The 16447-nt window shown below is 65.5% G+C and carries 16 protein-coding genes and 1 tRNA gene; 8 read left to right on the forward strand and 9 right to left on the reverse strand.

Going from position 1 to position 16447, the window contains the following annotated elements; genetic code table 11:
* Positions 1-48 precede the first annotated feature (48 nt).
* The 3 genes from AC4ELH_RS34085 to AC4ELH_RS34095 are packed head-to-tail and all read left to right on the forward strand — an operon-like array spanning position 49 to position 2448.
* Complete coding sequence (locus AC4ELH_RS34085; protein ID WP_498889542.1) at positions 49-1245, forward strand: FAD-dependent oxidoreductase; 1197 nt, start codon at positions 49-51, stop codon at positions 1243-1245.
* A gap of 10 nt (positions 1246-1255) precedes the next feature.
* Positions 1256-1828 carry a DUF4389 domain-containing protein gene (locus tag AC4ELH_RS34090; RefSeq protein ID WP_064887297.1) on the forward strand — a complete coding sequence of 191 codons (573 nt, stop codon included), beginning with the start codon at positions 1256-1258 and terminating at the stop codon, positions 1826-1828.
* Positions 1825-2448, forward strand: coding sequence for a class I SAM-dependent methyltransferase (locus AC4ELH_RS34095; protein WP_448442097.1), 624 nt, complete (start codon positions 1825-1827; stop codon positions 2446-2448). The genes AC4ELH_RS34090 and AC4ELH_RS34095 overlap by 4 nt, the downstream gene beginning before the upstream one ends.
* On the opposite strand, the gene AC4ELH_RS34100 is transcribed toward AC4ELH_RS34095, so the two are convergent.
* The 3 genes from AC4ELH_RS34100 to AC4ELH_RS34110 all read right to left on the reverse strand — a co-directional run bounded on the left by AC4ELH_RS34100 (position 2435) and on the right by AC4ELH_RS34110 (position 6093).
* Positions 2435-4948, reverse strand: coding sequence for an FtsX-like permease family protein (locus tag AC4ELH_RS34100; protein ID WP_498889281.1), 2514 nt, complete (start codon positions 4946-4948; stop codon positions 2435-2437). The two genes, AC4ELH_RS34095 and AC4ELH_RS34100, sit on opposite strands and share 14 nt — an antisense overlap.
* Positions 4948-5661: an ABC transporter ATP-binding protein gene (locus AC4ELH_RS34105; RefSeq protein ID WP_498889283.1), complete on the reverse strand. Its 714-nt coding sequence runs from the start codon at positions 5659-5661 to the stop codon at positions 4948-4950. Before AC4ELH_RS34105 ends, AC4ELH_RS34100 begins: the two co-directional genes overlap by 1 nt.
* A gap of 102 nt (positions 5662-5763) precedes the next feature.
* Positions 5764-6093: a nitroreductase family deazaflavin-dependent oxidoreductase gene (locus AC4ELH_RS34110; protein WP_498889544.1), complete on the reverse strand. Its 330-nt coding sequence runs from the start codon at positions 6091-6093 to the stop codon at positions 5764-5766.
* 209 nt (positions 6094-6302) lie between these two features.
* Between AC4ELH_RS34110 and AC4ELH_RS34115 the strand changes: the two genes are divergently transcribed.
* The 5 genes from AC4ELH_RS34115 (at position 6303) to AC4ELH_RS34135 (ending at position 11406) form a co-directional block, all read left to right on the forward strand.
* Positions 6303-7325 (forward strand): zinc-dependent alcohol dehydrogenase family protein, encoded by a 1023-nt coding sequence (locus AC4ELH_RS34115; RefSeq protein WP_498889285.1) that lies wholly within the window; start codon positions 6303-6305, stop codon positions 7323-7325.
* A gap of 67 nt (positions 7326-7392) precedes the next feature.
* Positions 7393-7466: transfer RNA gene (locus AC4ELH_RS34120), tRNA-Leu, on the forward strand.
* Between the two features lie 91 nt (positions 7467-7557).
* Positions 7558-7953, forward strand: a complete 396-nt coding sequence (locus AC4ELH_RS34125) for a nitroreductase family deazaflavin-dependent oxidoreductase (RefSeq protein WP_498889287.1) — start codon at positions 7558-7560, stop codon at positions 7951-7953.
* Positions 7954-8068: 115 nt separating this feature from the next.
* A complete protein-coding gene (locus AC4ELH_RS34130) occupies positions 8069-9667 on the forward strand; it encodes an FMN-binding glutamate synthase family protein (protein WP_498889289.1) in 1599 nt (532 codons plus the stop codon).
* A 20-nt stretch (positions 9668-9687) separates the two neighbouring features.
* Positions 9688-11406, forward strand: coding sequence for a thiamine pyrophosphate-dependent enzyme (locus AC4ELH_RS34135; protein ID WP_498889291.1), 1719 nt, complete (start codon positions 9688-9690; stop codon positions 11404-11406).
* Positions 11407-11482: 76 nt separating this feature from the next.
* On the opposite strand, the gene AC4ELH_RS34140 is transcribed toward AC4ELH_RS34135, so the two are convergent.
* The 6 genes from AC4ELH_RS34140 to AC4ELH_RS34165 form a co-directional block, all read right to left on the reverse strand.
* Positions 11483-12352, reverse strand: coding sequence for a CDP-diacylglycerol diphosphatase (locus AC4ELH_RS34140; RefSeq protein ID WP_448442129.1), 870 nt, complete (start codon positions 12350-12352; stop codon positions 11483-11485).
* Positions 12353-12689: 337 nt separating this feature from the next.
* Positions 12690-12905 (reverse strand): hypothetical protein, encoded by a 216-nt coding sequence (locus AC4ELH_RS34145; RefSeq protein WP_498889293.1) that lies wholly within the window; start codon positions 12903-12905, stop codon positions 12690-12692.
* A gap of 844 nt (positions 12906-13749) precedes the next feature.
* Complete coding sequence (locus AC4ELH_RS34150) at positions 13750-14244, reverse strand: group III truncated hemoglobin (RefSeq protein WP_498889295.1); 495 nt, start codon at positions 14242-14244, stop codon at positions 13750-13752.
* A gap of 14 nt (positions 14245-14258) precedes the next feature.
* Entirely contained in the window at positions 14259-14744 is a 486-nt protein-coding gene (locus AC4ELH_RS34155; RefSeq protein WP_498889297.1) for a hemerythrin domain-containing protein, read from the reverse strand.
* On the reverse strand, positions 14741-15721 hold the full coding sequence (locus AC4ELH_RS34160; RefSeq protein WP_498889546.1) for a Rieske (2Fe-2S) protein: 981 nt from the start codon (positions 15719-15721) through the stop codon (positions 14741-14743). The genes AC4ELH_RS34155 and AC4ELH_RS34160 overlap by 4 nt, the downstream gene beginning before the upstream one ends.
* 78 nt (positions 15722-15799) lie before the next feature.
* Positions 15800-16066 (reverse strand): hypothetical protein, encoded by a 267-nt coding sequence (locus AC4ELH_RS34165; protein WP_498889299.1) that lies wholly within the window; start codon positions 16064-16066, stop codon positions 15800-15802.
* Positions 16067-16447: the final 381 nt, after the last annotated feature.

The raw sequence follows: 16447 nt of genomic DNA on the forward strand, positions 1-16447 counted from the left end.
AAACGGCCCCAGGGCCGGCACCACGTCCAGTCAGCGCCGCAAGCGTCGCTGAAGGTGCTCGTTGTCGGTGCCGGGGTCGGGGGTATCTCCATCGCCCGCGGATTGCTGCGCGACGGGCATGACGTCACGGTGTTCGAGCAGCGCCCCGAGGTGCGGGCCGGCGGTGGTGCCGTCACCATCTGGTCGAACGGCGAATCGGTGCTGCGGCAGCTCGGCGTCGACATGGACGGTGCCGGCCAGGAGTTGGCCACCGTTCGGGTGGTGACCTCGACGGGGCGCCCGATGACCACCCTCGACGTGGCCGCGATCGTGAGCCGGATGGGTGCGCCGGTCCGGATGGTCCCGCGTCGGATTCTGCTCGAACGGCTGCTGGAAGGGTTTCCGGCTGAACGGATTCGGTGCAACACGCAGGTGGTCGGCGTCGCGAACGACAGCCACGGTGTTCGCCTCGATTTCGCCGACGGCAGTTGCGCGGAAGGCGATCTGGTGATCGGCGCGGACGGCCTGCACTCGAAGATCCGCGAGATCGTGGGCGCACCGCACGCGGAGCCGACGGGCTGGTGCAGCTGGCAAGGGCTGGCCGCGCTTCCGGATGAGGCTGATCGGCACGTCGCCTTCGTCATCGTCGGCGAGCGCGGGAACCTCGGCCTCTGGCCGGCCGGAGACACCGAGGTGCAGTGGTGGTTCGACCTGCCATGGTCGCCGGACTTCGTCAGGCCGGAGAACCCGATCGAGGTGATCCGCGGCAATTTCACCGGATGGTCCGAACTGGTCGACCGGGTACTTGCGGCATTGACCGACGAGGATCTGGCGCGTTCGCCCTATCCGCATTTCCGGCATCCGATTCCCCGGCCCGGCCATGGTGTGTTGACGTTGTTGGGCGATGCGGCCCACACGATGCCGCCGACGCTCGCGCAAGGGACCAACCAGGCACTGCTCGACACGATGGTGCTGTGCAAGGCGGTTTCGGATTTCCAGCACGGCGCCCACGGCGATCTCTCCGATGCTCTGCGCTGGTACGAGAACACTCGCCGCCGTCGGGTCGCCGCGGTGTCCCGGGTCGCCTCGCTGCAGGTGTCGCACGGCGAGGCCGTGCTGCGGCCCGCCGCGATGGTGCCGAACCGGATGATGACCTGGGTGTTGGCGACGTTCCTGCGGGTGGTGAGTCACCGCCGGATGGCCGCGGGAATCGACCGGGACCTGGCCGCGACGACGATCACCGGCAGGGATGAACATGCCTGCTGAGGTGGTACACGTGCGCGGCGCGATCGATGCGCCGTCGAGCCGGCTGTGGCTGGTCAAATGGTGCGTCCTGGCGGTGCCGCACTATCCGATCCTGATCGGCCTCTACCTGGTGTACCCGCTGGTGACGCTTGCCGCGGGTGTCACGATCCTGTTCACCGGCCGGTACCCGCGGCCCCTGTTCGACTTCAATGTCGGCGTGCTGCGGTGGTCGTGGCGGGTGATGAACTACCGCTTCCCGATGAACACCACCGACCAATATCCACCGTTCACCCTCAAAGCTGATCCCGACTATCCCGGCGATCTCGAGGTTTCCTATCCCGAGCAGCTGTCCCGAGGGGCGGTGCTGGTCAAGTGGTGGCTGCTGGCGCTGCCGCAGATCATCATGTGCTGGGCGATGGAAGCGCCGCTGCAAGTACTGTGCGTCATCTCCGCGGTGCGGCTGTTGGCCCGGGGGACGGTGTCGGAAGACATGTTCGATCTTCTGATGGGGATGGTCCGGTGGCGTTACCGTGTGGCCGTGTACGTGTCGTTGATGAGCGACGAATATCCACCCTTCCGATTGGATCTGGGCAGTAAGTATTGAAGCACCGTAATCCGTTGTTCCCGTACGTGTATCGGCTCGGTATGCCGATATTCGACAGGCTGTTCTACCGCCGTTACCGGCGGTCGGCGATGAGCCATGCGACGGGGCGGTTGTTGATGGTCGGCGTCGGGCCGGGGACCGATCTGCTGTTCCTCCCGGGGGCGGTGACGTCGGTCGCCGCGGTGGAGCCGGAGCCGGCGATGCGGCGGATGGCGCGTGCCCTGGCCCGGCGGCACGGCGTCGAGGTGGATGTCGTCGACGGGGCGGGGGAGTCGATTCCGTTTCCGGACAACAGTTTCGATTCGGTCCATGTCGGCCTGGTGTTGTGTTCGGTCGACGACGTGGCGGCCACACTCGGTGAGATCCGGCGCGTACTGGCGCCCGATGGCCGGTTGGTGGTGCTGGAGCATGTCCGCGGCGAGGGCCTGATGGGGCGCTTCCAGGACCTGATCGCCAGGCCGTGGGCGTGGCTGTCATCGGGGTGCGAACCGAACCGCCGCACCGTCGACGCCATCGCAGCGGCCGGGTTCGACACCGGTGGGCTGCGCAGTACCCGGCGGACGCTGGTGCCGCCGCCGTGCACACCACATCTGCAGGGGGTCGCGACTATTCGACGCTGACGGCCTCGATGATGTTGAGCCGCGCGGCCCGTCGCGCCGGTGGCAGCGAGCCCAGCAGGCTGATCGCCAGCGCACCGAGGGTGAACACCAGCGCCATCGGACTCGGCCGGAACGTGACGTTGAAGTTCATGATGTCGCCGCTGACGAGGCTGAACAGCCACTGATCGACGAGCCCGACGAGCAGCCCCAGGATGCCGCCCACGATGCCGATGGCGGCTGCCTCGGCCAGCACCATGGCCAGCGTGTAGCGGCGGCTGGATCCCATCGCCCGCAGCACCCCGATCTCGCGGCGCCGTTCGAGCACCGACAGGGTCAGGGTGTTCAACAGCGCGACGGCGGCGACGAACACCACGATGATCCACACCGCATTGGCGATCAGCATGCTCTGGTGCAGCGGTGCTTCGAGACCGGCCAGGGCGGTGCGGCCGTCGTAGGCGTGATTCGGCGCGGGGACGACGTGACTCACGTTGGCCAGCAGGCGATCGGGATCGGTTCCCTTGACGGCGGTGACCTGTAACGTCGTCGACCCCGGTCGGTCGAACCAGGTGCGCATCTGGTCCAGCCCCATCCCGACCGTGCCGATCACCGTCGAGAAGTAGGGCACCAGGGCCAGTACCTTCGCCTGTTGGGGGCCGTGCGGTGTCTGCAGCTGCAGGTCGTCGCCGACGCGGACATCGAGCGTCTTGCCCAGATTCTGGGAGAGCACCACACCACGACCGGCGAGCACGTCGTTGCGGGTCTGGTCGTCGAGGGCACGGAAGAGGGCGTCGTGGCTGCCGGGGGCGAAACCGTCGAGCATGACGCGGGTACCGCCGACGACGGCGAAGCCCAGGGCACCTTCGGTGACGTTCGCGACTCCGGGCACCTCGGTGACGTTCTGGGTAAGACCCTGCGGCAGAAGGCCGGTGGCGTACTCGTCGGGCGGGTTGGCACTCACCCAGACGTCCACGTCGGCGACCGGGGCGAAGACATCGCGGGCCGAGCGGATCATGTCGTTGTTCGTGCCGGTGATCACCACGGTCGTCACGACGGCGATCAGCACCGTCATCACCGTGGCCCACACGCGCCGTGGTGCCCGCTCGACGGTCGCCGCACCCAGTGCACCGGCCGATCCGAACAGGCGCGCCACGGCGGCCGTGGCTGTGACGATGGGGCCGGCGAGCGCGAAGCCGAGCGCGATCTGCGCGGTGAACAGTGCCGCGATCGCCACGAACGCCACCGAACCCGGTTGGTAGAACACGATCAGGACCGACGCGGCCAGCACCGCTATCGCCGCGAGGCCGGTGACGATGCGCAGCCAGCGCGGCACGTTGTCCGCCGCCGATACTCCGACCGGGGCCAGCGCCTCGATCGGCGAGACCTTGTACACCTGCCGCGCCGCCATCGCCGACGCCGCCACACTCGTGAGCGCCGTGGCGGCGATGGCCATCGGGATCGCGTAGCCGGGCAGCCAGTACTCGATGCGCGCTTCAAGGCCCTGGGTCATGGTCGGTGGCAGCCGGCCGATTGCCAGGCGACCCAACACAATTCCCAGCAGTGAGCCGATGCTGCCGCCGATCAGCCCGAGGATCGTGGCCTCGGCCAGCATGTCGCGGACGATGGTCGCGCGTCGGCCGCCGATGGCCCGCAGCATAGAGATGACCGGGCGGCGTTGGGCTATCGCCATCGTCATCGTGGTGTAGATCAGGAACGCTCCGACCACCAGCGCGACCGCCGCACCCATCAACGCCATGTAGTTCATCAACTTGACGCCGTCACCGGCGCGGGCCGCCCGCGAACTCGGGGCGGCGACCAGGGCCCGACCGTTCACTGCCGCGGTGACCTGATCTCGCACCGTGGCGAGGTCAGCGCCCGGTGTCGTGGTGATCAGGATCGAGTCGAGCTGGCCCAGTCTGCCGGTGACCTTCTGCGCCAGGGGGAGTGGGGCCAGCACGTAGTGGCCGCCGTTGAGATCGGCGAGCTGCTTGCCCTCAAGGACTTCGGAGACCGTCACTGAGCCCGAGCCCAGTTGGAACGTCTCGCCCTTCGCGTGCCCGACGGCAGGCCCGACGCGGACACCCTCGGCTGCGGTGGGGGCTTGAACTTGGACACCGACCGCATCTTTGAGGGCGCCTTCCAGCGCGCGACTGCGGTCGTCGGCACCGAACAGCAGGACCGGTTCGGTCGCGGTGGGCGCGGTCATGCGGATCATGGGGGCGGCGGTCGCGACGCCGGGGACCTTGGCGACGTCAGCTGCTACCGATTCGGGAAACCCCGCGTCGGTGACACCCGAAACCTCGAGGGCGGCGATACCGGCGACGCCGTCCGCCAGTCGGTTGACCGATCCGGTGATCGACCCGAAGATGCCGAGGATCGCCACGAGATACATTGCCGACACGGCCATTACGGCGATGGAGGCGAGGGTGCGCCGCCGGTGCACGATCAGTTCGCGCAGGCTGAACACTCGGAGCCGACTTGCTGCGGCTGCGAGTCTGGTGATGAGCGCTCGCGCGAAGAACATCAGACCGAGCCCGGCACCACCGACATCTCGTCGGAGCCGAGCCGGCCGTCCTGCAGTGTGATCACCCGGTCGGTCGCGGCTGCGGCCTCGGCGTTGTGGGTCACCATCACCACCAGCCGGCCCAGGCCCTCCTCGTGGGCGACCTCGCCGAGCAGGGTCAGGATCGCCGCACCCGTCGTGGAGTCGAGATTGCCCGTCGGTTCGTCGGCGAGGATCAGCGGCGGGTCCATCATCATGGCCCGGGCCACCGCGACGCGCTGCATCTGTCCGCCGGACAGCTCGGATGGGCGGTGCTCGGTCCGGTTGCCCAGGCCGACGCGGTCCAGCAGCTCCACGGCCTGTGGTTTGACCTTGCCGAGCCGGACCCCGTCGAGCAGTTTGGGGACGGCCACGTTCTCCCAGGCTGACAGGGTGGGCAGGAGGTTGAAGAACTGGAACACGAACCCCACCCGGTGGTGGCGGAAGGCCGACTGCTGCTCGTCGCCCAGGCGCCCGATCTCTTCGCCGTCGAAGGTGATCGAGCCGGAATCGGGGGAGTCCAACGCGCCCAGCAGGTGCAGCAACGTGCTCTTACCTGCACCGGAGGGGCCGATGATCGACACGAACTGCCCGCCGTTGAGGTGCAAGGTGATCTCGTCGAGGGCACGCACCGTCTGGCCGCCGACCTTGTACTCGCGCACGACGTCGCGCAGTTCGATGGCCAGTTCGGGCATCGCAGCCTCCCGGGAGTCGGGATATGCGCAGCCTACGCCCGGTGGTGGGATCGCCGAACCTGAACTTATGTGCGAGATCTTGGCCGAAACTCGCACACAACTTCAGACTCGCGGCGCCAACGTGGCGACCAACCGAGCCTTCTGGTCGCTCGCCGGGATGATGCGGGGATTGGTCAGCAGGTAGCGCCGACCACGATGGACCACTTCAGCGGCGCCCGCAGCCCGGACATTGCGCACCCAATCCGAGTGCTCGCCGTAGTTCAGCACGACCCTGACCGACTTGTTGTCAACGAACGCCATGACCGGGGTCCGGTACAGCTTGCCCGACTTGCGGCCGGTGTGCTCGATGACGGCCATGTAGGGCAGCCACGGCGCCCACAGCCGTTGCAGCGGATTGGTGACGTACTTGTTGAAGCGGGCGATCACCCGCATCGCCCGTGGCCCCAGTGTTGCCGCGATCCGTTCGGCAACTACGGCAATCGAATTCGCGATACTGCTCGGCATATGCGGCCCCCTCGCTGTCCCACCCCTGGGACACATTCAACCAAACCTGCGCAACCCCTCCTGCGCAGGTCGTGGCTGAGGACTCGGCTCAGCGTTCCGCGGGAATATGCGGGTGTTTGCCCCGGTTGCAGCGGCTCATGGCTGAAATCATGCGCCGGTGGGAGATGGGCGGGATTGGTCGCGACGCGCTCCAGTTGCGGGAGGTGGACGTTCCTCAGCCCGGTCCCGACGAAGTTCTGATCAAGGTGGCTGCGGTTTCCTTGAACCATCGCGACAAGATGGTGATCGAAACCGGCCGCGGGCTGCCGCTGGAATTCCCCTTCACGCCGGGGTCCGATCTCGCCGGGGCAGTCATCGCGGCCGGAGACTCGGTGACCCGGTTCAGCGTGGGTGACCAGGTGATCTCGGTATTCACCCCGGACTGGCTCGACGGCGCCCGGGCAGGTGATGCGCGGACGCCCTCGTACTGGACGCTCGGCGGGTTCTACCCCGGAGTGCTCGCCGAATATGTAGCGATGCCGCAGGATTGGGTGGTCCGCGCTCCGCGGAGCCTGTCACCGGCAGAGGCCAGCACGCTGCCGGTGGCCGGGCTCACGGCGTGGTTCGGGCTGGTGGAACGCGGCCATGTGCGGGCCGGCGACGTGGTGCTGGTCGAAGGCACCGGCGGCGTCGCCTTGTTCGGAGTACAGATCGCGAAGATGCACGGCGCCGAGGTCATCGTGTCGGGCAGTGCGGACAAACTGGACCGAGTCTTAGAGTTGGGCGCCGACCATGTCGTAGATCGGCGCAGCGCGGACTGGGCCGAGAGCATCCTCGCGCTGACGGGCGACCGCGGTGTGGATCACGTGCTGGAGCTTGTCGGCGGCAGGCATCTCGGTAAGGCGGCGCAAGTCGTCGCGGTCGGTGGCCACATCCATCTCATCGGGGCGCTCGACGGGTTCGAAGCATCCACGCCGGTGATGCCAATCCTGATGAAGGACATCACAATTCACGGGATCGGCACTGGGCATCGGCGCGCACTCAGCGACCTGGTCAGCGCCATCGACAGTACGGAGACGAAACCCGTAATCGGTGCGCGCTATCCATTCCACGAGCTATCGGCGGCGCTGGACCATCTCGATCGCGGTCCGTTCGGCAAGATCGTCGTCGAGCTGGGGTGATCGCCGCTTCGGGTACTCGGGGCGGTCTGATGAGGGCGAACCGACCTGAAATATGCTCTCCTGCGACGCCCCCATAGCCCAATTGGCAGAGGCAGCGGACTTAAAATCCGCCAAGTGTCGGTTCGAGTCCGACTGGGGGCACCGATATCGCTGCGGATGAACCGCCTGTGTAACGGCCAGGCCGACCGAGCCGTGGCCAGTCACGACCTGGATCAACACCTAGACTCCGAGAATGCGCGTCCCTCGGCGAATCGCACGTTTCAACAAGCATGTGACCAATCCGCTGGCTCGCGCGATCACACCGTGGCTTCCGAGCCTCGGGACGCTCGAGCATGTCGGGCGGAAGTCGGGCAAGCGGTATCGAACGCCCCTTTTGGTGTTCAAGACCCACGACGGCTACGCCATCCTCGTCGGCTACGGCGAGCAGACGGATTGGTTGAAGAACGTACTGGCCGGCGGACCAACGGTGCTGCACAAGCGGGGACGGGCCATACCGCTCACCAACCCACGGGTGGTGAGCAAGGCCGGAGCCGCGGCCCTCGTTACACCCAGTTCCCGGCCGCTCTACAGAGCATTTCCCTACAACGAGGCAGCTCTGCTGTTGACAATTGCGGGTGCCGCGCGCTGACCGGATCGCAGTCTGAACTGGCCGCCCACCCCAGGTAAGCGGATCTCTGCTGTGGGTTCGCTGTGCGGTCACAAGTGCGGGCCTGAAATCCGCTGACGGCGGGTATGCCTCCGCAATGATCCGGTTCGGCGCCGTAGCGGCATTGTCGGTGTTGGCAGCGGTCTTGGCTGCGGTGGCAGTGTTCGGGTCGTGGGGCTGGTGGATCCTGGCCGCCGTGACGATGTTGCTCGCAGTGGTCGGCTGGTATGACCTGATCCAGCGGCGGCACTCTGTGCTGCGCAACTATCCCGTCGTGGGGCATATGCGTTACCTGCTGGAGGCACTGCGCCCCGAGCTGCAGCAGTACTTCATCGAGCGCAACTTCGACGGACGTCCGTTCGATCGGGACGTGCGGTCGCTGATCTACGAACGGGCCAAGGGCACCGCCGCCGAGCTGTCCTACGGCACGGAGCGCGACATCCACGTCGAGGGCTACGAGTACCTGGTGCACTCGACGGCACCGATCGAGGATCCTCTGGAACCGTTCCGGGTACGCATCGGCGGCCCGGACTGCCGGCACCCCTACGACATGGCGTTGATGAACATCTCGTCGATGAGCTTCGGTGCTCTGTCGGGTAATGCATTACGCGCGTTGAACAATGGTGCCAAACTCGGCGGTTTCGCTCACGACACCGGTGAAGGCGGACTGACGCCCTATCATCTGGGCGGCGCCGACGTGGTGTGGGAAATCGGTTCCGGCTACTTCGGCACCCGTACGCGTGACGGTGCCTTCGATCCGGATCAGTTCGCCGACAAGGTCGCCCATAACGCCGTCAAGTGCGTCTCGATCAAGTTGAGTCAGGGCGCCAAGCCGGGCGTGGGCGGAGTATTGCCGGCCGCCAAGGTCAGCGAGGAGATCGCCCGCTATCGCGGCGTGCCGGCGGGGCAGAAATGCGTCAGCCCGGCAGCGCATTCGACGTTTCACACCCCACGGGAACTGATCGGCTTCATCGCCCGGCTGCGTGAACTGGCCGACGGAAAACCGGTGGGGTTCAAGCTGTGCGTCGGCTCGCGAGTCGACATTCTGGCGATCTGCAAGGCGATGCTCGCCGAGGGGATCACCCCGGACTTCATCATTGTCGACGGCGCCGAGGGCGGGACTGCGGCCGCACCTCTGGAATACGAAGACCATGTCGGCTTGCCGCTCACGGACGGCCTGATGACGGTCCACAACGCACTCGTCGGCACCGGGCTGCGTGACGTCATCCGGGTGGGCGCCAGCGGCAAGGTGGCCACCGGCACCGACATCGTCAAGCGCTTGATCCAAGGCGCCGACTACACCAATGCGGCCCGCTCGATGATGATGGCCACCGGCTGCATCCAGTCTCAGCGCTGCCACACGAACCACTGCCCGGTCGGGGTGGCCACTCAGGACCCGCGGCGGGCACGTGCGCTCGACGTCGCCGACAAGAGCCAACGGGTGTACCGGTATCAGCGTGCGACGGTGGCGCAGGCGATGCGCCTGATGGCGTCGATGGGCATCACTGACCCGGCCCAGCTTTCGCCTCACCTGCTGCGGAAACGCGTGTCCGCGACCGAACAGCGGTCCTACGCCGAGTTGTTCGAGTGGCTGCCCGCCAAAGTGCTCCTGAGTGAACCGCCGGAGAGCTGGCGGGCGGACTGGGAAGCCGCGGAGCCGGATTCATTCGCACCTGTCGGGACACAACGTATTTGATATCTGCTGGAAGGATTGCCATGCCTACCGTTGCTTCCGCCCTTGTATCGGCCCTCGCTGAACTGGGGGTCCGGCAGATTTGGGGGGTAGTCGGTGACGCGCTCAACCCGATCACGAATGCCATCCGTACCCAGGAAGAACTGGAATGGATCGGCGTCCGACACGAAGAGGTCGCCGCGTTCGCCGCGGGCGCACAGGCCCAACTGACCGGCTCGCTCGGTGTCTGCATGGGGACAGTGGGCCCGGGTTCGCTGCATCTGCTCAACGGCCTCTACGACGCCAAGAAGTCCCACGCCCCAGTGCTTGCTGTCTGCGGCCAGGTGCCCACCTCGGAGATGTGGAGCAGTTTCTTCCAGGAGATCGACAACGACGCGGTATTCGCCGACGTCGCGGTCTTTCACGCCACGGTCACCGCGCCGGCTCAGTTTCCGTTTCTGCTGGAGCAGGCGGTCAACTCGGCGCTGGCGCGTCGCGGCGTCGCCGTACTGACGGTGCCCGGTGACATCGGTGACCAGGAGACCGGCGACTATCTGGCGTCTTTCGCGTTTCCACGCGCCGGCCAGGTCGCGGCGCCAGACGATGTTGACGCGGCAGCCTCACTCCTAAACGCCCCGGGCAACGTCGCCATGTTGGTGGGATGCGGAGGCCGTGACGCCCGCGAGGAGGTGCTGTCGGTCGCCTCCACCCTGGGTGCACCGATGGTGCTCACGATGAAAGGAAAGGAGGGGCTGGAAGGCGAGAACCCTTACCAGATCGGCCAGTCCGGGCTGATCGGTAACCCTGCAGCCCATCTGGCCTTGCATCAAGCCGACACCCTCCTGTTGGTGGGTACCGATTTCCCTTACCGGGACTGGTTGCCCCAGGACAAGAAAGTCGTGCAACTCGACCACAGGCCCGAACACATCGGCCGACGATTGCCGGTCAGCGCCGCGTTGGTGGGCGATGCGAAAGGGACTCTGGCCCAGCTGCTTCCGAAGCTGCAGCGCCGGGAGGGCACGAAGTTCCTGGATCATCACCGTGCCGAATTCGATACGTGGCGGGCTGCGCAACGCCGGCTGGCCGAACCCGACCACGACCGCAAACTGCTGGGGAGAATTCGTAAGCACCTCGACAACCCCGATGAGTTGATCCGGCCCGAACTGGTCGCAGCCGCCGTCGACGAGGCCGCCGCCGACGATGCAATCTTCACCACCGACACGGGCATGTCGGCGGTCTGGCTGTCGCGTTTCGTCGAGATGCGCCGAGGACGAAGGCTTCTGGGCTCTTTCAACCTCGGATCGATGGCCAACGCGATGCCGCAGGCTCTTGGTGCCGCGGCGCTGGACCGCCGCCGACAGGTCATTGCATTCTGCGGCGACGGGGGACTGATGATGCTGCTAGGTGACCTGCGTACCGCGGTCACCTATTCACTGCCCGCGACATTCGTCGTCTTCAACAACAACCGACTGGGCATGGTGAAACTCGAACAGGAGCAGAGCGGATTGCCCGAGCACGGTACCCAGCTGGACAACCCCGACATCGCCGCAGTCGCCACCGCGATGGGTCTACACGCTCAGCTCGTCACTCGTCCGGATGACGTCGCCGCGGCAGTCGCCACCGCGCTGGCCCATGAAGGCCCGGCACTACTGGACATCCGGACGAATCCCGACGAGATATCGGTGCCGCCCAAGCCGACCGTCGAACAAGGCTGGGGGTTCGCCATCGCCAAGATCAAGGAGACGCTCAACAGCCGCGAATGAGGCCGGTTCGAGTCCGACCGCCACAACACCAACGGCCACCCGCACACACGGGTGGCCGCTGGGCTTGCAGACAGGCTCAGCCCTTGTCGAGCAACCGCTCGATGTTGTTGACGCCGGCCGGGGTGATGCCGGACTTCTCGTCACTGGCGAGCACGATGAACCCGGGGCCTTGGTGGTTCTTGGTGATCAGCACCGTCTCGTTGCCCATCCCGAAGCTGGGGTCCTGCTTCTTGATCGGCGCGACGATCTGGCTGTTCAGCGTGGCGAAGAAGTTCTGGTCGATGTTGTCGGTGTTCCAGGCGCGGTAGCCGTGGGCGCTCTTCTCGATCGGGCCCGCCTGGGTGTGGCCCCGCACCCCGATCGCCGAGGTCTTCCAGGCCTTCTCATCCTTGGTGACCTTGTGGTTCTTGACGGCCTGGTCGATGTCGGCGCGGGCGGTGGGGTCGAGCAGGGTCACGTGGATGTGCAGCTGATCCTGGCCGCGGTTGTCGGCGGAGTTGATGCCCAACGCCCAGTCCGGGGCCTGACCCTGATTGCCCGGCGGCAGAATGCTGACCTGCTCGAAGGCGTCCTTGAAGTAGTGGGGAGCGCCGGCGTCCGTCAGGTTGTCGCATTCGATGCCGGTCTCGCGTGCCGTCGGGATCACCAGCAGGTCGGTCAGCTGGGCGGGGTGGTGGCCTTGCCGGACCGCGTAGCCGCGGGACTTGTCGCCGCCGGGGAACACCACGTCGATCGCGCCGTCCTTGTGTGCCGGCGTGGCGTACCTGACGTCCTTCCAGAGGTCCACCTTGTCGTTCACGTTTCCGCATGGACCGAAGTCCGGGACCTTTGCGCCGGCGGTCGGCGCGACGGCGAGTCCCATCACCGGCACGGCCGCCGCTGCGGCGATGAGTGCGACGCGGCGAACGAGGCCGATGCGGTTGGTGGTGTTGTTCGTGGTGGTCATGTGGTGTTCCCCTCGGTGGGTGTTGGTGTGTTGAAAACACCATCCCGTCTGCGCGACGCCGAGTCTGTCCGCTGGTCAGACCATGAATCGCCGGAATTCTGGGTCCACCGATCGGGGGAACGCCCCTACGATCGGTGGGTATGACGGCGTTACCCAGACCGCCCATGACGTGACGGCACCCGCGCCGTTCGGTATGCGCCCCGGGTCCGAGATGTGGCCGAGCTGTCCACTCCCTGACGGGGATGTGGGCTCGGTCTTCCGCGACCGTGGGGCGGCAACGCGCTATGAAGTGGGTTTTCACGCGGGCCCCGTTGTTCTCTCCGCTTGACCGCCGACGTCAGCGCTCGGGGATGCCGATCAACTCGGGCGGCAACGGCGCAGGACCGGTGATGTCGGGGCGCGCCTTGGGGAGAGTGGGGTGGCCGTCGGCGTGCTGGGTGATGGTCACGCCCAGGGTCATCGGACCGTTGCTCGAAATGTCGTTGTAGCTCAGGGCCTTTGCTGCCCCCGTGGTGGCGAGACCGGCAAGTGCCATCGCGGCAAGGGCCGTCATGATCCGAACCTTGGGTTGTGACATGGCTTGTGAACCTCCGTACTCCACGTCGAGACCGCATGCAGGACGGATCCCGTGTGCCTCTCGGCGACTCATTACTCAATCGATCAACGCGGCATGTCTGTGGTGAAGTCACACCCCGGCTGTCTGTCACGCCCTACCCGGTGGCCAATGGCGCCTGAACTACGTTGTGCACCTCTCTTATTGAAGTGCCAGTCGAATTGACGAACTCCTGTCAGTGTGATCCACCGTGATGGGATTGCGCTGGATACGGCGCGGCCAAATGCTTTTGGTGGGCGGCGTACTCACCGGGTCGGATGTGCCCGGCCGAAATCTGTTTCGCAGCGCAGTCGATCGGGTCGGGGGCGTCGGCAGGCGCCCGGGCGCTGCTGTGATGTCTACGACTGCCAACCCAGCGCAGCTGACACCGACACGGTGGTTGCGTAACGCAGCGCGTCGCGTCGGGAAAGCTGCCCGAGGGTTGACAGACTCCGGGTGTCGTTCTGATTCGGTCGACCTCAACAACGTGAACGGTGTCAACGGTGTAGCCCGCTCCGGAGTGCGTGCCCGGAAAAGCGGTCAACTGGTCAGTGCTGGCCGCGCGGGTGTTCTTGATCGTAGGTGCGCACGGTGATCTCCCGTTGACGCACACTGTGGTCGGCCACGGGTGGGTGCCCCCTCTGCTGGACATGATTGAGCCAGTTCAGGTTATCGATGCTGTTCGGGGCAGGGACTGCCCTGGTGGCTGCGGTTGCGCTAGGGGGCGACGTCACCATTCCGCCCGCGACCAGCACTCCCACAACCGCTGTCGCACAGCCTAATAGCTTATTCATTTTCTCTCCTATTATTCGGTTAACTCCTCGGCGGCGATCGTGAGCAGCACACCTTCGAGTTCAGGTGAATGCGTGCCGGTTATGCGTGCGTAAAAAATGCAACACATCTGAGCGCCGATGATTTTGGCCTTAGTGGCCGTTCTTCCGACAAAGAGCTCGTCGACAGTTGCCTGCCAGAGCTCAATCCAGCGTTGGAAGTCAGTGTCCTGCAACTCATGTAGTGCATTGAGCCGCAGGTGTACCTGAAGTGAGTTTTCCTGGTATCGCGCGGTATGGAACAGCTTGGTGTCCCAGTAGTCGGCAATTTTCGGTAGGTGGTCCTCCAGTTCACCGAACCGGAGCTCCAAAAAATATTTGAACAGTATTTTGTCCGAGAGAGCCCGGGTGTAGAAGACGCGGACCAGTTGCTCGATGTCGGCGCGGTTGACGAGTTGCCGGCGGGAGTCTGTGTGCATGGCACCGTGGACGGGAATGCCGGCGCTCTGCCATATGCTGAGGCTGCTCATTCTCCGCGCTACCGTCAGAAGGCTCTGAGTAACGTAGCCCGGGCCTTCACGTGCAACTTTTCGAAGGTCGAATCGCGTAACTGCCGCATCCGCACGATCATCTTGAGCCCCAGCCGCTCCAGTTGGTCCTCAGTGAGGAGAATCGGGGGAGGCGGGGGGATGAGATCGCGCTCTTCTTCGATGGCGTGTGCCAGTAGAACCGTCATAAAGCTCTCCCACTCCTGTTGGTAATCAGGAGAATCTGACGAGGTTCGGAGAGCGACGGCGAGCTGGTCATAGATCTGCCGGTGCTCAGCGTGTGCGATCGCGATGAGCGTGCTGGCGGCCTCGAGAGCCGGGTAGTAGATGTCGTCCTCGATGCGCATGTGGATGTCGAACTCGATGAGGAGCCGGTCGATACAGACCTGGCGCTCTGCGGTCCCCGGCGTTGCCGCCAGCATTTCCTCGCCGAGGTGGTGCAGCAGTTCGTGGTGCTCGATCAGCACGTCGTAGGCGTTCACAGGGTGGCCTCGCTGTTGTCGTCGGTGAGGTACGCCTCGGCCAAGCAGGCCTCGATGACCACGGACTCGTCGTCGACGGGCTGCTCGGAAGTGGCACGTACCTCGATCACGCCGTCCCGGGTCCTGACCTGGTAACAGGGCAGCGGAGCCGAGGCGGGCCCGCGCACGACTTCACCGGACTCCGGATCGAATTGCGAACCGTGCCAAGGGCATACGATCTTTCCGCGGTCCACCCAGCCATCGGCCATGGGGGCGGCCAGGTGCGGGCAGAATTCTCCGACCGCGCGGATGCCGTCTTCGGAGCGGAACAGCACGACTCCCACATTGTCCACCTCGACCCGGTGCAGACCCTGGTCCGGCAGGGAATCCTGGGCAAGTGCCGGCACCCACTGCGCGGACTCCAATTGAGGACCGGACTGGTCGGTGCCCACTCCGGACGCGAACACCAGGTGGCCACCAAGGACTCCGCTGCTCATGGAGATCGCGTAACCGACAGCGCTGATAAGTGATGCGCGCAGGTGATGCTTCCGTCGACGTTCGGTCCACGAGAGCGCGTACATCGCCGTGGCAGTGAGGTTGAGCAGGCCGTGCACCAGGCCGATTCGGCGATCCTGTTCGTGCGTGTGCTGCCAGTCGGTGGCACCGGTCACCGCCGCCCCGAGGTTGGCCAGGATTCCCAGTGCCAAGGTGTGCTGAGCCATGTGTGACGCGTCGATCGCGTTCGCCCGTCGTCCGATGGTGACCTGGTATGCGTCCAGGGCGACGGTGGCGCCCAGTACACCGCTGGACAGTGACGCCAGTGGGGGATGGACGGGATGGCCCAGCCACACGCCGTTGAGTGCGTTAGTAACCTGGTTGCGGGCACCGCCGAATGCGTTGAACCCGAAGGTTAGTACGTTCTCAAGGCGGTAGCTGGGACGATCGAGCCGAGTTTGATCTCCGAGCCAGTCCAACAACTGTGTTCTGCGGCGACTTATAGGGCGTCGAGCGCCCGGGTGACGAGCTGACATCAATCGTTCTCCTGTTCTGTGAAAGCTGTTGGCTGCGAAGCGGTCTCAGAACGGCAGGTTCGGCTGGCCGCCGTCCGTACCGCCCGGGAACTGCGATGCGTTTGTGCCCCAAGGCACAAACGGGTTGGTGCCGTTGGGGACCCACGGATTGGTTCCGCCGGTGACGCAGTAGATGGCGCCCTCGCAGTCGCCGTTGGGCAGGCTGTCCGTGGCGGGTGCGTGTGCATGGAACCCGGTGAAAAGCGACGCTGCGGCCGCTGCCGATACCGCGGCTGTACAAACTCGAATCAACGTTATTTGCTCGAAGGCCATCTGAGTGCTTTCTGATGTTCACGAAGTGGTTACCCTTGCGAACCTAACAGTCTTTGTCATAGGACAAAATATGGGAGTGATCACACAGGTTGTCCATAGGAAACGTCCAGGTCATTCCCAGCTTGTTCGGGGTCAACGGATCCGCGACTGATGCGTCGGAGTGCTTCGCGGGGCGACATACCCTCGGTCGTCGTGGCCGGGATGGCCGAATGGCAGCGCGGTCACGGTGCTCGGGCAGGGTTGCTGGAGGGAGGCCGGGCGGTGGGGCAGGCGTTCGCCGAGCGCTATGGGGGCCAATTGCTCTGCCGAAGGCGGGCATTCCTGTCGTGGCCCGAAGTATGTCAATGGTCGTACCGGGTGGCCCGCTGCGACGCTGCCTGC

It is taken from the genome of Mycobacterium shunyiense (assembly GCF_058270075.1).

Coding starts and splice junctions, on each gene's coding strand:
- AC4ELH_RS34125 (WP_498889287.1), top strand. CDS start 7,558: ATGCGCGTCCCTCGGCGAATCGCACGTTTCAACAAGCATGTGACCAAT.
- AC4ELH_RS34145 (WP_498889293.1), bottom strand. CDS start 12,905: ATGACGGCCCTTGCCGCGATGGCACTTGCCGGTCTCGCCACCACGGGG.
- AC4ELH_RS34110 (WP_498889544.1), bottom strand. CDS start 6,093: ATGCGGGTGATCGCCCGCTTCAACAAGTACGTCACCAATCCGCTGCAA.
- AC4ELH_RS34115 (WP_498889285.1), top strand. CDS start 6,303: ATGGCTGAAATCATGCGCCGGTGGGAGATGGGCGGGATTGGTCGCGAC.
- AC4ELH_RS34165 (WP_498889299.1), bottom strand. CDS start 16,066: ATGGCCTTCGAGCAAATAACGTTGATTCGAGTTTGTACAGCCGCGGTA.
- AC4ELH_RS34100 (WP_498889281.1), bottom strand. CDS start 4,948: ATGTTCTTCGCGCGAGCGCTCATCACCAGACTCGCAGCCGCAGCAAGT.
- AC4ELH_RS34105 (WP_498889283.1), bottom strand. CDS start 5,661: ATGCCCGAACTGGCCATCGAACTGCGCGACGTCGTGCGCGAGTACAAG.
- AC4ELH_RS34130 (WP_498889289.1), top strand. CDS start 8,069: ATGATCCGGTTCGGCGCCGTAGCGGCATTGTCGGTGTTGGCAGCGGTC.
- AC4ELH_RS34135 (WP_498889291.1), top strand. CDS start 9,688: ATGCCTACCGTTGCTTCCGCCCTTGTATCGGCCCTCGCTGAACTGGGG.
- AC4ELH_RS34140 (WP_448442129.1), bottom strand. CDS start 12,352: ATGACCACCACGAACAACACCACCAACCGCATCGGCCTCGTTCGCCGC.
- AC4ELH_RS34150 (WP_498889295.1), bottom strand. CDS start 14,244: ATGAGCAGCCTCAGCATATGGCAGAGCGCCGGCATTCCCGTCCACGGT.